Here is a 15705-nt window from a genome sequence, read left to right on the forward strand (position 1 = left end):
AGGCTATATCAAATTAGCCTCTTTTTCTTTTATTTGATATAATGATATTAACTAAATTCTTGAGGTGAGTCATGTATATTATAACTGGAGCAACAGGACATATAGGTAATAACGTAACCAGATTTCTAGTAAATAAAAACCAAAAAGTTAGAGTCCTTGTTAGAAAAATAGATGACTCAATTAATGATTTGCCTATAGATATTAAAGTAGGTAATATTTTTGATGAAGATTTTTTAAATGAACATATTCTAGAAAATGATATTGTTATTCATTGTGCGGGATATATTGATTTACTTAACAAAGAAAAGATGCAGAGTTTTCGAACTAATTATCAAGGCACTAAAAAAATAGCAGATCTTTGTTTAAGAAAAAAGAATCGCTTTATCTATATTAGTTCTGTTGATGTTATACCAAAAAGCAAACGAGGATTGGTTTATGAACCTATTTCATTGACACCAAAAAAGATGAAAACATATTATGCAACCTCAAAGGCAATGGCAACAGATTATGTCTTAAATCAAATATCTAATGGCTTAAATGCGCTAGTACTCTATCCATCAGCAGTTATTGGTGTCCATGATTATAAACCTTCAGCTGCAGGCAAAGAAATACTATCAGTACTCAATCATAAAATATTATTTTCATTAAATGGTGGATATAACTTTATTGATGTGAAAGATGTTGCTAAAGCAATATTTATAGCAGCTAACTCATCATATAGAGGGCATATGATTTTATCTGGTGAGGATCAAACGATTAAAAGTTTATATCGCTCAATAGAAAAAGCAACCACAGTGCCAAAATTAATCATACCATTGCCCACAATTATCGTTAGACTTGCTGTATTTTTTTCTCCAAAGTACTCACAAATGATGATTACAAAAATAAAAGAAAACTACCATTATAGTAACCAAGAGATGAAAAAACATTTAATACCTGAATTAACACCATTTGATCAAACGATTAAAGAGTCTATTGAGTGGTTAGTCAAATATTATCTATAAAAAAAAGAATTTAGCAATTGCTAAACGCTCTTTTTTTATAGTATACCTAATTCATCTGCTATTTCTAAAAATATATCATTAATTGCATAATACTCAACATCAAGTCTCTTAAATAAATCAAATGTCATTTGATCCAATTTAACAAACATATCCATTGGCACTTCTTCTTTACTTTCAAGTTTTTTTAGAATATCTTGTTCAAACTGGACAAGACTATCCATATCTTTTTGCTCAAAATTTTCAACACCTAATAATTCATTCTGAAAATCTATTGTGCTTAACAATAAATTGACATCCTTAGCTCTATTTTCTAAGTCTTTAATGTTGTTGTCATAAGCACGATTGAGTAATTCAACAATTTCATGAATCTGATCAGCAAGATAATAAAATCCTGTTTCAAATATATGATCTTCTTCATCAGTATATGTCGTATCGTCAATCAATTTATCATATAGATGATCTGTTACGTCGATGACATGCTTAAAACGAATAATCAAGTCTGAGTTTTTATCAACTAAATACTTTAGCAACTCATGATGTTCAAGCTTCCAATTGGCATACTCGTGATAAACTTTTTCATCACGCATACAATCACCTCTTCTTAAGCTTTATTAACCGAACCAAACATTTCAAGTTTTTCTCTAATTGTTTGTTTGATTGCTTCATATCCTGGATTTAATAATTTTCTTGGGTCAAATCCCTTACCTTGACGGTCTTTACCTTCTTCAATGTATTTACGCGTAGCTGCTGCAAATGCTAATTGAAGTTCAGTATTCACATTGATTTTTGATACGCCTAATGAAATAGCCTTTTTTACCATTTCTTCAGGAATACCTGTTCCACCATGTAAAACTAGAGGTACACCACCAGTAACACGTTGAACCTCTGCTAACACTTCAAAGTCTAAACCTTTCCAGTTTGGTGGGTATGTCCCATGAATATTACCAATACCAGCTGCAAACATATCTACACCGGTTGCTGCAATTGCTGCACACTCTTTAGGATCTGCAATTTCTCCAGCTCCGATTACACCATCTTCTTCTCCACCAATTGATCCAACTTCAGCTTCAACAGAAACACCTTTTGCATGACATGCTTTTACGATTTCTTTTGTTTTCGCTAAATTTTCTTCAAATGGGTAATGTGAACCATCAAACATAATTGATGTGAATCCAGCTTCTAGAGCTTTATATGCTCCTTCATATGTTCCATGATCCAAATGAACAGCTACTGGTACGGAAACATTATAATGCTCATCTAATGTTCTTACCATCGCCATAACATTCTTATATCCTCCCATGTATTTAGCTGCACCTTCAGATACACCTAAAATAACTGGTGATTTAAGTTCTTCTACAGTCGTTAAAACTGCTTTAATCCATTCTAAATTATTAATGTTTATTTGAGCAACACCATATCCTTCTTTGTGTGCTTTTAATAACATTTCTTTTGCTGATACTACTGCCATTATTATATTCCTCCTTGAATTTTGGTCAAATCTATTATATTACAAAGTATTGCTTTTAGCAATAAAACTGGGCTTGTAATCGGTTGCATGAATCATTATGTGAAACTTACTTTACAATTGCCCCAATAAAATCTCTAAATAGCGGATGTGGACGTAGTGGTCTTGATAGAAATTCTGGGTGAAATTGAACAGCAACAAACCATGGGTGGTTTGCAAGCTCAACCATTTCAACCAATTGATATTCACTATTATATCCAGATATAACCATATCGCTTTCTTCGAACTGTTCTAAGTAAGCATTATTGAATTCATATCTGTGACGATGTCTTTCTTGAATGAGTTTAGTCTGGTAAGCTGAAAATGCACGTGTTCCTTCTTTTATTTCACAGTCATATAATCCTAAGCGTAGTGTGCCCCCTAGATCTTCATCTGAGAGTCTACCTCTTTGTAGAGAAATAACAGGATTTTTGGTGTTTGGTTCAATTTCTGTTGAAGAAGCGTCTTTAATATTTAATACATTTACTGCATACTCAATGACTGCAAGTTGCATTCCATAACATAATCCCAAATATGGAATATTGTTTTCTCTTGCATATTGGATTGCTGCCAATTTTCCTTCTGTTGCTCTTTTCCCGAATCCTCCAGGAACAACAACACCTTGACAACCTTTTAAGTTTTCTTTAATATTTGATGCATCAACAGCTTCTGCGTTGATCCATTTGATATTGATTGTATGATTGTGAAAGTATCCAGCATGTTTCAAAGCCTCGCTAACCGATAGATATGCATCATATAATTGAACATATTTACCAACCAAGCCGATTGTAACTTCTTTTTTTAAGTTTTTAATACGATCGACTAAATCTATCCATGGTGTTATATCTGCATTAGGCTGATGTTGGTATCCAAAGTGTTGTAGAATCCAATCATCTATTTTTTGCTTGTGTAGATTAATAATAACTTCATATAATACATCAACATCTAGCGATTCAAATACAGCTTTTGCGTCTACGTCACAAAATAAAGCTATTTTGTCTTTGACTTCTTGAGATATAGGCTTTTCGCTTCTAAGCATAATAACATCTGGGTGTATACCTAAACTCATTAGCTCTTTAACGCTATGTTGAGTTGGTTTTGTTTTAATTTCATTTGCTGCTTTTAAATAAGGGACCAAAGTATTGTGAATATATAGGGTATTGTTGAAACCAAAATCACGTCTTGCTTGACGAATAGCTTCTAAAAATGGAAGTGATTCAATATCGCCGACTGTACCACCAATTTCGGTAATGACTACATCAGGATTCGAGTGTTTAGCAACATCGACTAACTTCTTTTTAATTTGATCTGTAATATGCGGGATAACCTGGACAGTAGCACCTAAATAGTCGCCACGTCTTTCTCTTTTTAAAACAGTTTGATAGATCTTTCCTGTTGTAATACTTGAATGTCTATTGAGGTTTTCATCAATGAATCTTTCATAGTGTCCTAAATCAAGGTCAGTTTCTGCCCCATCTTCAGTCACAAAAACTTCCCCATGCTGATATGGACTCATTGTCCCTGGATCAACATTAATGTAGGGATCAAATTTTTGCATAAATACTTTCAGCCCTCTACTTTTCAATAATTGACCGATTGCTGAAGCTGTGATTCCTTTTCCCAAACTAGAGACAACTCCTCCAGTTACAAATATATATTTAGCCATTTTTTACCCTCCTACTTTTTAAAAGAAAAGAATCTCCTGTAATTAGGAGACTCTTTGGTGTGCCCTTATCTATTATATCAAAAGATGGTTGAAACACAACATATATTTAATTTTTTTCAGATTTCTTTTATGAATACATTATTGTTTTCGATAAAACCCATTTTCTTTAAATATGCTTGGTGTTTTATGTTTCCAGGATGTGTTGTTAGTTTTTTAACACCTAATTTTGAAAAAAAGTCTTTTTTATCTTCATAGAGAAACTGTCCTACTTTAAAATCACGATATGTTGGAGTAACATAATCAATAAGAATTTTTAATGTATGCTTATCTTCATATTCACCTACAACTACACCTGCGGGTACTGTGTTTCTCAAAATAAATAATTTTAAATATTGATCATCTTCTAAATGATCATCAACATTCATAAAACTTTTCATGTTATCGCGATAAAAACTCATAAAATACTTAAAATATTCTGTGTCTTTTTTCATTTCAATCAGTGTAAAGTAATCTTTTTTTGTATACATTTGAAATAAGTAGTAAACATTGATCATTGCAATACCGGTATTCATAACTCCTACTGGGATTGCTCCAATTAAAAATCCATATACAGCAAAAACTAGAGACCCAAACAAGTTGATCCATCTCAACCTCTTTACAGAACTCATGAGCAATGACACCAGAACAATAAAAGATGCCACATAACCTAATATTTCATAAAAATTTTCCATAAATAAACCCCACCTTCATTATTTAATTATATTGATTATATCAACTAAATCAAACTTTTTGTTTGATTCGATGAAAAAAGGGTATACGCAATGTATACCCATTAGAATACATTTTTATAGCTGATGTGTATTACTCATCATACATATCTTCATAATCGTCCATGATTTCGTTATAATCGTCTTCGTCATAATCATCGTCGAATTCAATTTCAACATCATCATCTACATCGTCATCATCTGTTGACTTCGTTGGTAGATCAATTTCGATATAAGCTTTTTCTTCCTTGATTTCTTCGTCGACTTCTTCATCTTCTTCATCATCATCTTTTTCAACTTTCACCTTAACTTCTTCTTCCTCTTCTTCAAGAGTATACTCAGTAAAGTCTAAGTCTTCTTCGACATCTTCTTCAATATCTTCAGCTTGAACAAAGGCGAAACCGTCTTTATCCCATAATTCTAAATTTCTTTCTTTCAAATCCCATTGGTCATCACCACAATACACAAACTTTGCGCTTTGTGTTATATCCATGTAAAGTTGCGTCAATTTGTCAACATCTTCTAGTGAAATTTCTTTGATTTCAGCAACACTTTGAATTAATTGTTGGATGGTCATTGGCTTCTTGCTGTCTTTTAATAGAATTTCTGCTACATCAAGCATTGCTAATGATTTCATTTTATCGCTCATTTCTGCCTCCTAAAACCGTATATATTGTATACTAATCATCTTGTTTTTGCAAGTGTTATTTATCTTAATTGAGTAATTAATAAAACGATAGCAAGAATCACAGCAAGTACAATGAATAATTTTAGCATTTTCTTAACAAAACTCATAACGCCAAGAACTAAAATAATTCCAGCAAACACAATACCGACAATCTTTATTAACTCTGGCAATGGTACGACAAACTCTTCATAGAGTCCGATTAACTTTTGATCAATGTTTAATGTTGTCTGCAAAAACTCGTTAAACCTACCATAAATAGATCCTAAAAATCCTTTAATTGTATCCCACATCGTTTTTTCCTCCTAATACTTCAGTCTGTTTTCAACAGCCTTACTCAATGTTAATTCATCTGCATATTTCAAATCTGCTCCAACGGGTAGTCCATATGCTAATCTTGTTACTGAAAGTCTATTATCATCAAACAAAGATTTTAAATACTTAGCTGTCATCTCACCTTCAACAGTTCCACTTGTTGCTATAATCATCTCTTTAGCATTTTTTAAGCGTTCCTCTAAAGTATCTATGTTTAAATCTTTATCTGTAATACCTCTTGAAAAATCTACTAAACCACCAAGAACATGATAAAGCCCATGGTATGTCTTCATCTTTTCCATAACAAATACATCTTTTGCATCAGCAACCACCATGATGATATGATGATCTCTATTTGGGTTGCTGCAAATCTCGCAAACATCATGATCGGTAATCATATGACATTTATTGCAGTATTTGATTTCCTCTTTAAGGTTTGCTAAATGGTTAGAAAATTGAATAATTTCATCATTATCAATTTTAGTAACAAGATGTAGTGCTAACCTTTCAGCAGTTTTTTCTCCAATACCTGGAAGTTTTTGAAAATCTTCAATGATTTTCTTTAGTATGTTAGGATACATTAAAATCCAAACCCACCTAAACCACCACTAAACTGTCCCATCGTTTCTTCTTGTTCTTTTTCAATCTGTTTCAATGCGTCATTCACTGCAAGCAAAATAGAATCTTGGAGTAAATCAACCTCTTCTAAAAACTCAGGATTGATTTGCACATCAATGACTTGTCTTGTGCCTTGCATAACGACTGTGACTCCAGATGCTTTACCAAAGAATTCTTTTCTTTCTAACGCTTCTTGAGCTTCCATCATTTGCTTTTGTATTTTTTTTAGTTTGCTTAACATATTTGGATTCATTTTGTTACTCCTTTATTATCGCTTTTTCACCGAAATAATCTTTTGCTAACGATATAATTTCGGGTTCTTTCTTTTCTTCGTCAACCAAATCAACATATAATTTAAGATCATATGGAGGTAATTTAGGTTTTTTGCTACCTTTCTTCCAAAGATCTAAATAAACTTCTTTTATAACTAGCCAGTCTGTTTTAAGTATTGCTATATAATCATCTATTAAATGTTTTTTGCTATTAATGATTTCTAGAACCATCTTTTTAGTTTCGGGTTCTAATATGCGTTTGCACAAGTTAATATCATCATATACAAGAAGCATTGAATCTGAGACAGCTTCTAACTCTGCTTGCGAAAGCAAGTATGCAACCATTTTCAAATGGTTCTTAGGGTAATCTTTTAAGTGCTCCCAACCTGTTTGTAATAGTTTCTTTTTTTCTTTATCGCTATGATTTAAAATGCTTTCCACTTGTTTGATTGATACGAGTGGTTTCTTACTACTTTGGACAACTGCTTTGGGTTGAATCTTCATTTGTTCTTTAATTTCTTGCATGCTATTTTTCAAGTCCATAATCGTTGCTTCATAATCGATAGCATGTAATGTTTGATGCTCCATCATTTTGATCAATGCTAATTCAACATAGGCTCTTTTTTGATGTGTCCATTTCATATCTTGTTGTAGACGATTTAAAATATCTAAGTAAAAGTATATTTTGTCAAATGAGAAGATACTCACTAAGTCTTTATACTTCACATATTCAACCTTAACAGATTTTTCTAATAAGATATCACGAAGTGCTAAGATAAGATCGTTAACAATTCTGCTAATTTCTTTACCTTCAGCAAGTAAGTCTTTTAGAATAATCATTGCATTACTGATTTCTTTATTTGAAATCGCTGTTAATAATTTTATTAACGCTTTTTTTGAAACACTACCTGAGACTTGGTGTACATCATCTTCTGTGATTTCTCCATCTGCATAAGAAATGGTTTGGTCAAGCAAACTGATGGCATCTCTTAATCCACCTTCTGCATTTTCTGCAACTGCATAGATTGCATCATGGGAAATCTTAATGTTTTCCTTTTCAGCAATATGTTTTAGTTTATCTACAATATCATTAGTTTCAATGTTTTTAAAATCGAAACGCTGACATCTTGATAAAATTGTTGGTGGAATCTTATGAACTTCAGTGGTTGCTAAAATAAAGATGACGTGTTTTGGCGGTTCCTCTAAAGTTTTCAATAAAGCATTAAATGCTCCTGGTGTTAACATATGAACTTCATCGATGATGTATACTTTATAGCGACCAACACTTGGCATGTACTTAACTTTATCTCTTAACTCACGGATTTCATCAACACCATTATTTGATGCAGCATCAATTTCTATAACATCAGGAATATCTCCTTTGTCGATGCCTTTACAAATACTGCATTCATTACATGGTTCATTGTTAGGTTGATGTTCGCAATTTACTGCTTTAGCAAAAATCTTAGCGATACTTGTTTTACCAGTACCTCTGGGTCCACTAAATAAATATGCATGGGCAACCTTATCATGCAACAACGTATTTTGAAGTGTTTTGATAATTACTTTTTGTCCTGATACTTCACTAAAAGCTTTTGGACGATAAGCACGATACAATGCTACATATGCCATAAGAATACCCTCGCTTTCTTTCTTTTTTCATTATAACACATATTATACTTTATAATATGATAGATTCTTAAAAAGGAAATGACTTATTTACCTAGACAAAATTTAGAAAATAATTCATCTAATAAATCATCTTGATAATTTTCGCCTAAGATTTCACCTAATGCTCTCCATGCTGCTGTTAGATCAATTGCATACACATCTACTGGCATGTCTAACTCAATTGACTTTAAAACATTGATTAAAGATTCTTTAGCCTCTTTAACTTTCATAATATGTCTAACATTCGACAAATAATTAAAGTCCCTTTGTCCGATATCCTCTAGAGATAATAATCTTAGAATAGCTTTTTCGAGTTCTTTTAATCCCGACTTAGTAATCGTTGAAACTTGAAGAACTTCTTCTAAAGATAACACTTTTTTTAGATCCGATTTGTTGCCAATTATTAAACGCTTTTTGTCTCTTGTAAGATCTAAAAGTCTCATGTCTTCTTCAGATAACGCTTTACTTTGATCTAAAACAAGCAAGACAAGCTCAGCATCCTGAAGTGCTTCAATTGAGCGATTTACACCAATTTTTTCAACGAAATCTTCTGTGTTTCGTATACCTGCAGTGTCGATTAACTTAAGCGTAACACCACTGATATTTATATAGGCTTCAATTGTATCTCTAGTGGTTCCTTCTATATCAGTTACGATAGCCTTTTCTTCATCTAAAAGTGCATTTAACAAACTACTTTTCCCTACGTTTGGTTTACCTACAATAACTGTCTTTACACCTTCGCGAATAAGTTGGTTCTTTTGAGATTCTTTTAAGAGGTCGTTGATATCTTGAATGAGTTCTTCAGTTCTTGGCTTTATAATTTCTTTGCTCATAATGATTGCATCATCATATTCAGGATAGTCAATATTAACTTCTATTTGTGCAACAATTGTAAGCAGTTTCGATCTTAGATTTCGGATTAATCTTGATGTTTCTTTTTGAACACCAAGGTTAGCTATCTTTAAAGCTTGTTCACTTTTTGCATGAATAAGGTCCATGATTGACTCTGCTTCGACTAAGTCAATTCTTCCGTTAAGGTAAGCTCTTTGACTGAACTCACCTGGTTCAGCTAATCTGATATTTAAATCTAATATGCGCTCTAAAACTTTTTGCGTGATTAAAATACCGCCATGTGTTGATATCTCAACTGTATCTTCAGCAGTAAATGATTTAGGGGCCTTTAAAACAGCGACCATAACTTCATCTATGATTGAACCATTCTCGTCGAGAATATGTCCATAGTTTAAAGTATGGCTTTTCACTTTATTTAAATTTTTCCCTTTAAATATTTTATTGAATTCAGAAATTGCATCTTCACCACTAATACGAATCACAGAAATACCTGCGGTTCCAAAAGCGGTTGAAATTGCTGCAATTGTATCAAAATTCATGTATTATTCTCCATCTCTTGAATGGGTATGTTCACGGTTTGCTTTTGGTTTTAATGGGTTGAATCCTCTCGCGATATCTCTTGATAAAACAAATATGACGATGAATACACCTAGGATTGTTCCTACAACCAAATAACCACTACCAAGAATTAATCCAATCATTGCTGTAAACCAAATGGTTGCGGCTGTTGTTATACCTTTAACAACATTTGCTTGATCTTTGATAATGACACCTGCTCCAACAAAACCAACACCAGTAATGACTTGTGCAATAACTCTTTGCTGTTCTGGGTCACTAAATCCTGCTGAAATTTGTTGTTCAAACATTAATCTTTGCATAACTGCGATACCTGCACTTGCCATAGCAACTAAAATGTGTGAAGATAAACCTGCAGCCTTCCCTACATTTTGACGCTCAAGACCGACGAAAGCTGCAACAAAAAATGTAAGTGCTAATGGAAGTATAACTTTAAGTATGATATCCGTTAAAGTTAAATTTGCATCTAATATCATTTCTTTTTTCTCCTCTCATCATAGAGTTCATTAAAATGTACTCTCTTTGTATCATTACGATAGCCTAAGATAGCTTCCAAATTGACGTTGGTAGCAGAGTTGAATATTTGCTGATCAACGTCTGGGTTGACTTTTCTTAAGTTTTCGATTAATTCCTTAATTTCTCTTCTTTTCGAAGATGTCTTTTCAGCAACAACTGTACATCCACAGTTCATTGCTTGAATCCCACTATGTTTTATCCACCTTATAATATCTTTTTCTCTAACAAACATCATAGGTCTAATTAATTCAATGTCTTCAAAATTCTCTGCCTGAATTTTGGGTACCATTGTCATAAATGCTCCATTATAGAAGATATTTAAGAGTGTTGTTTCAATAACATCATCCTTATGATGCCCTAATGCTAACTTGTTGCATCCTAGATCTTTAGCTGCTTTATAGAGAAATCCTCTTCTCATCCTTGCACACATATAGCAAGGATTTTCTTTTGCAATTTTTCCTATAACATCAAATATTTCAGATTCTTTAACAACAACTGGGATGTCTAGGTAGCTACAATTATTAAGTAATAATTCTTTATTGACTTGTCTAAATCCAGGATCCATTGCAAGAAATACAAGTTCAAATGGTATTTTATTATGTCTTTTTAATTCTTGAAATAACTTCGCAAGGATTAAACTATCCTTGCCTCCTGATATACCAACGGCAATCTTATCTCCTGGTTGAATCAGATTATACTCGTTTATCGCTTGTACAAATGGTCTAAATATATCTTTTTTGTATGTTTTAATTAAACTTCTTTCAATTTCATTTAAAGGAAGCTTAGGGTTTTCTACAATAATGGTCTTACATTCTTGTTGCATGATTGATTAAACCTCATGTTGATAAGCTTTGATCACTTCTTCAACATCTTTTATAAATTCGGGGAGTTGTTCCCAGTTTTCTAATTTAGCACCAGCAGCTTTGGCATGTCCACCACCACCATATTGATTTGCTAATTTGTCAATCGTAGGACCGTTTGATCTTAAACGTATTCTGATTTCTCCTGGATATTCAATAAACAACGCCCATACTGGAAATCCTTCAATACCCCCAATTAAACTAACAACAGAGGCTGCTTGTTCATCAGATACATCATATTTTTCAATAATGTCTCTTGTCATTTTGAGATATACAAAACCATTGGTTGTTACAAAATTGCTGTAAACATAACCTTTTAGTGCAATCATTTGTAAAGATTCTTTACCTAAATTTCCATCAATGTATTCAACATCTACACCTTTTTCAATCAACATCCCTGCTATTTGATGTGTGAGTTTTGAAACCCCTCTAAAACGGAATCTACCTGTATCAGTAACAATGCCCGTATATAAAGCATTAGCACCTTCTAATGTCATACTGAGTTCATTTTTAAACTTGTTATAGAAATAAGCAATCATTTGGGAACAAGCAGGAAATGATGTGTCAACCCAACGAAGGTCACCATAGTCATCTACTGGAATGTGATGATCTATTTTGATGACTTCTTTTCCTTTTGTATATCTACTATCACTAATTCTATCTTGTACTGCTGTATCAACAACAATAGATAAAGCATTTTCATAAACATCATCGGTTATTGTATCTACTTTTCCTAAAAAATCAACAAAATGGCTCGTCTCCCCCACAACATAAACTTTTTTGTTTGGAAATGATGTTTTAATAATATTTGATAGACCAAATTGAGAACCATAACAGTCTCCATCTGGTCTTTTGTGTCCATGAATAATAATTGTGTCATATGACTTGATTTTATTTAATATTCTTTGCATAGTCTTTTGCCCTTTCATCAAAATCTTTTAGTACAAGATCAACTTCATCCCAATTCTTGAGGCTTGCTCCACAAGCTTGGTTATGGCCACCACCACCATATTTTTTTGCAATATCTACAATGGTAATGCCTCTAGATCTAAACTCTCCAACGATAACATTGTTTTCAACATCTTCAGTAAAGTTCGCCCAAATAGGAATTTCCTTAATTCCAGCCATTTGATTAACCATACCTCTAGATATAGCTTGAAACTCTAATCCACTTTTTTCAATTAACTCAACATCGTTTTTTCGATATGCAACACCGTTTGGTGTTATATCAAATGATGAGAATAAATTTTTGGTCTGTCTTTTTTGTAATGTCTCTGTATAAATATAATCATAAAAATTTTGATACGATGGATTGAATTTGGTTATATATGCCGCAAGCTCAAATGTTTTACTCGCATTGTTTAAGTATAAAAATCTTCCTGTATCTGTTACCATGCCACCATATAAATAAGTTGCTGCTTCTGGTGATACTCTAAGACCGTATTCTTTGATTAAATCGATAATCATCTCTGATGCTGATGCAAAAGTTGCATCTTTATAAAATATGGAGACATCAGGTAAATCAGTGTCATTTTGATGATGGTCAATAATGATGATTTCCTTAGCGAGTTTGTATCGATCATCACTAATTAATTTGGACACAGACACATCAGTAATAATCGCTAATGCATCTTGGTAATATTCATCTGGTATTACGTCCATTGATGCAAGATACACCATGTCGTTTACATCACCGACGATGTAAACTCTTTTATTTGGATAGTTCTCTTTGATGGTCAAATATAAACCATACTGTGAACCAATAGCATCCATATCTGGTCTTATATGTCTATGGATAATTATTTTATCATATGCTTCAATTTTTTTGATAATTTTTTGTTTAATATTCATGGTGAACTCCTTTTTTTAGTGATTAGAATAGTATATCATAACTTGAGTAAAAAAGCGATTTTTATTTATCGCTTTTTCAAATTATTTATGCTTTTTTTGTTCGGTATTATCTTGGTGTATTCTTTTAATATCTTTTTGTAAATTACTTGATGGTCTTGCTTTCCCAAGTTTTCTTCTTGGTCTAACAGAATAGATATAGTAAGTATATAATACAATAAGTACTAATGTGATTCCTCCTGAAATAACTAAAGCAGGAAAAGTGTTAATTTCGACATGTTGATGTAATTTTATCTCATCTGTTTCTAATGTAGGATAATTATTATCATGATTATTGTAATAATCTATGATTATATTTGCAAACACAAAATCCGCTTCTTGTTTTTGAACATCGATGATGATTTCTGTTTCAGATGTAGCATTTTCAGGCGTATAGCTTAGTATTAAAGATTCTAAAACCGTTGCTCCATCTTTAAAAATATCTGATACTTCAAAAACTTTATAACTTGATGAATCAGTCACCACTGTATAAACTTCTAAATTAAAATATTTTAAAAACCAAATTGGTATTTCTTCAGTATCCGTTTTAAGGGTAGCGGCCATATCAGTTAACCCGATTTCACCATCAATGGTGACGATTGTGAACTCAAAATAATGCTTTAACTCACTATTAACTACCGCTGCTGTTTCAAAACCTCTAATGTTTAAAGTGAACTCATCTGTTGTGATAACTTCATTTATCATTGGCTCTTTACTTTGAAAGTTTGCTCTTAATAAGACATGATAGTTATCTTCTTCTAATGCAGTATTGATGACATCTGCCATTTTTCTAGCTGCAAAAACACCTTCTACAAAAATGATGACACCAAAAAATATTAAAGCCATTAATAATGTAAATAAAATTGCCTTGAAATACTTCATTCCTTATGCCCAAATTCCTATTCTTTGTGCTCTAGCGCTTGCCTCTGCTCTTCTAAACCACTCATTTAATGTAACTCCATTATATATAAAGTGCTCATTTGGATCTGCATAGTTGTTTTCGCTATGACCCATTAACATCATTTGATAGTTCGTAAGAACACCATCGGCCCATACTAAACCTAAACTTCTACCATAGTGTTCGACTGGTCCCAAATATGGATCATGTTGAACATAGATTGCTGATGCATTTGAAAGTAAGCTATCCAGATAGTTTTTCGCTTGTTCAGCTAGAGCTCTATCTTTTGGATCTGGTGCGCTTATTTCTCGAGCATTAATACCACCAAATCTTACTCTTTCATCTCCCATGAATCCAGGGCTAAAATATGCAGTATCACCATCAACGACTCCAGCTCCATCCAAGACAACTAGCGACATACCTCTTGGTGTATCAAATCCACCAGGAAGTTCTAAATCTTCTTGTAAAAACGTAAATGATTGTGGGAATGGTGTTGGATGACTATCTAGAATCTCAAAATAATCTCTGTGATAAGTATCCCATTCGCTATTAACAAACTCTAAATTAGATTCAACTATATTCTGATTTCTAACCATAATTCGATTAGCAAAAAACATCACATAGACTTTATAAAATCCGAATTCATCAATAAATGACCCTTTGTGATCGAGTAGTTTAATATAATCTTTACCCACAAACGTGAGTTCATCTGACAAGATATCTGCTTTTTGTTTCATCTCATTTGATGCGTCCGGATGCACAATCAGTAATGTATCATTAGCACCAAGTTTTGTTCCCTCTGGAATAACAAAAGCATTAGATTCTTCTTCAGCACCATCTAAATAGAATGATAGTTTATATCCCTCTAGTGATACTTCTTTATCCAATGAGTTATATATTTCAATAGCACGATTAAATCCAGTACCTGATGCATATTTAGATATATATATTGGTGATCGATAAGCACTAGGATATCTAGCGATAACAATTGATACTATCGAACCTGCTTGTAGTTCTTGACCAACTTCAAATGTTCCGCCATACTCAATAACAGTCCCTTCATTGTGTTCAGTTGAATCACGATATGTAACGTTATATTGCAGATTAAGATTGGTAAGTGCTACAGCTGCTTGAATTTCTGTTCGACCTGACAAATCAGGTAAAAGAATCTTATGTATTGAAATATAGATTAAAAGATCAGTTTCAGATAAATTTACCAACATGCCTGCTGATAATCCGTTACCATATCTAATAAATGAATCTTCAGGGATATTAAAGTTAATCTCTTCAGTAAACTCGTAGTTTGCTCCCAAACTATCAAGTTCAGCTATTATTTGTGTTTTTGTTAAGCCATTTAAAACTGGTAATTGTACTTCTTTATTTGTATTGCCATTACATGCAACAAGCGTTAATCCAATAATTAATATGGATAATATGCTATAAATTCTCTTTAGCATTTCATATTCCTCTTTTCTTTGCTTCTTGTGTAATTATTATAACATATTTAGTGAGAATTTTTATTATATAATTACTTATGTAATAAGTAACTCAGGATTATATTGAAAGAAAAAGACTTGGTTCTTACGAGGTGTAAGTACCAAGTCTTTTGATTGT

General features: G+C 32.5%; 17 protein-coding genes. 1 reads left to right on the top strand and 16 read right to left on the bottom strand.

Annotated features, from left to right (window positions below):
- The first annotated feature begins 71 nt into the window (after positions 1-71).
- Positions 72-1004 (top strand): NAD-dependent epimerase/dehydratase family protein, encoded by a 933-nt coding sequence (locus QJ521_RS01255; protein ID WP_282838590.1) that lies wholly within the window; start codon positions 72-74, stop codon positions 1002-1004.
- Positions 1005-1039: 35 nt separating this feature from the next.
- Here the strand turns inward: QJ521_RS01255 and QJ521_RS01260 are convergent, their stop codons facing one another.
- From QJ521_RS01260 to QJ521_RS01335, 16 genes are all read right to left on the bottom strand, one after another.
- Entirely contained in the window at positions 1040-1591 is a 552-nt protein-coding gene (locus QJ521_RS01260; RefSeq protein WP_282838591.1) for a hypothetical protein, read from the bottom strand.
- Positions 1592-1605: 14 nt separating this feature from the next.
- The gene (gene fba, locus QJ521_RS01265; protein WP_282838592.1) at positions 1606-2472 is read right to left on the bottom strand and encodes a class II fructose-1,6-bisphosphate aldolase; all 867 of its coding nucleotides are present in this window, start codon (positions 2470-2472) and stop codon (positions 1606-1608) included.
- Positions 2473-2578: 106 nt separating this feature from the next.
- Positions 2579-4174, bottom strand: coding sequence for a CTP synthase (pyrG, locus tag QJ521_RS01270; RefSeq protein ID WP_282838593.1), 1596 nt, complete (start codon positions 4172-4174; stop codon positions 2579-2581).
- Positions 4175-4290: 116 nt separating this feature from the next.
- Entirely contained in the window at positions 4291-4905 is a 615-nt protein-coding gene (locus QJ521_RS01275) for a GNAT family N-acetyltransferase (protein WP_282838594.1), read from the bottom strand.
- A 130-nt stretch (positions 4906-5035) separates the two neighbouring features.
- Positions 5036-5590, bottom strand: coding sequence for a DNA-directed RNA polymerase subunit delta (gene rpoE, locus QJ521_RS01280; RefSeq protein ID WP_282838595.1), 555 nt, complete (start codon positions 5588-5590; stop codon positions 5036-5038).
- Between the two features lie 59 nt (positions 5591-5649).
- Positions 5650-5919 carry a hypothetical protein gene (locus QJ521_RS01285; protein WP_282838596.1) on the bottom strand — a complete coding sequence of 90 codons (270 nt, stop codon included), beginning with the start codon at positions 5917-5919 and terminating at the stop codon, positions 5650-5652.
- Positions 5920-5931: 12 nt separating this feature from the next.
- Positions 5932-6522 carry a recombination mediator RecR gene (gene recR, locus QJ521_RS01290; RefSeq protein ID WP_282838597.1) on the bottom strand — a complete coding sequence of 197 codons (591 nt, stop codon included), beginning with the start codon at positions 6520-6522 and terminating at the stop codon, positions 5932-5934.
- A complete protein-coding gene (locus QJ521_RS01295; RefSeq protein ID WP_282838598.1) occupies positions 6522-6812 on the bottom strand; it encodes a YbaB/EbfC family nucleoid-associated protein in 291 nt (96 codons plus the stop codon). The genes recR and QJ521_RS01295 overlap by 1 nt, the downstream gene beginning before the upstream one ends.
- A 4-nt stretch (positions 6813-6816) precedes the next feature.
- Positions 6817-8463, bottom strand: a complete 1647-nt coding sequence (gene dnaX, locus QJ521_RS01300; RefSeq protein ID WP_282838599.1) for a DNA polymerase III subunit gamma/tau — start codon at positions 8461-8463, stop codon at positions 6817-6819.
- An 83-nt stretch (positions 8464-8546) separates the two neighbouring features.
- Complete coding sequence (gene mnmE / locus QJ521_RS01305) at positions 8547-9893, bottom strand: tRNA uridine-5-carboxymethylaminomethyl(34) synthesis GTPase MnmE (protein WP_282838600.1); 1347 nt, start codon at positions 9891-9893, stop codon at positions 8547-8549.
- 3 nt (positions 9894-9896) lie between these two features.
- Positions 9897-10406, bottom strand: a complete 510-nt coding sequence (locus QJ521_RS01310; RefSeq protein ID WP_282838601.1) for an MgtC/SapB family protein — start codon at positions 10404-10406, stop codon at positions 9897-9899.
- The gene (locus tag QJ521_RS01315; protein WP_282838602.1) at positions 10403-11269 is read right to left on the bottom strand and encodes a tRNA 2-thiocytidine biosynthesis TtcA family protein; all 867 of its coding nucleotides are present in this window, start codon (positions 11267-11269) and stop codon (positions 10403-10405) included. The genes QJ521_RS01310 and QJ521_RS01315 overlap by 4 nt, the downstream gene beginning before the upstream one ends.
- A gap of 6 nt (positions 11270-11275) precedes the next feature.
- Positions 11276-12217, bottom strand: coding sequence for a DHH family phosphoesterase (locus tag QJ521_RS01320; protein ID WP_282838603.1), 942 nt, complete (start codon positions 12215-12217; stop codon positions 11276-11278).
- Positions 12198-13157 carry a DHH family phosphoesterase gene (locus QJ521_RS01325; protein WP_282838604.1) on the bottom strand — a complete coding sequence of 320 codons (960 nt, stop codon included), beginning with the start codon at positions 13155-13157 and terminating at the stop codon, positions 12198-12200. The genes QJ521_RS01320 and QJ521_RS01325 overlap by 20 nt, the downstream gene beginning before the upstream one ends.
- An 81-nt stretch (positions 13158-13238) precedes the next feature.
- The gene (locus QJ521_RS01330) at positions 13239-14075 is read right to left on the bottom strand and encodes a hypothetical protein (RefSeq protein ID WP_282838605.1); all 837 of its coding nucleotides are present in this window, start codon (positions 14073-14075) and stop codon (positions 13239-13241) included.
- A 3-nt stretch (positions 14076-14078) separates the two neighbouring features.
- The gene (locus QJ521_RS01335; RefSeq protein ID WP_282838606.1) at positions 14079-15548 is read right to left on the bottom strand and encodes a lamin tail domain-containing protein; all 1470 of its coding nucleotides are present in this window, start codon (positions 15546-15548) and stop codon (positions 14079-14081) included.
- Positions 15549-15705: the final 157 nt, after the last annotated feature.

The organism is Peloplasma aerotolerans, from assembly GCF_030012175.1.
Classification (GTDB): domain Bacteria; phylum Bacillota_I; class Bacilli_A; order Acholeplasmatales; family Acholeplasmataceae; genus Peloplasma; species Peloplasma aerotolerans.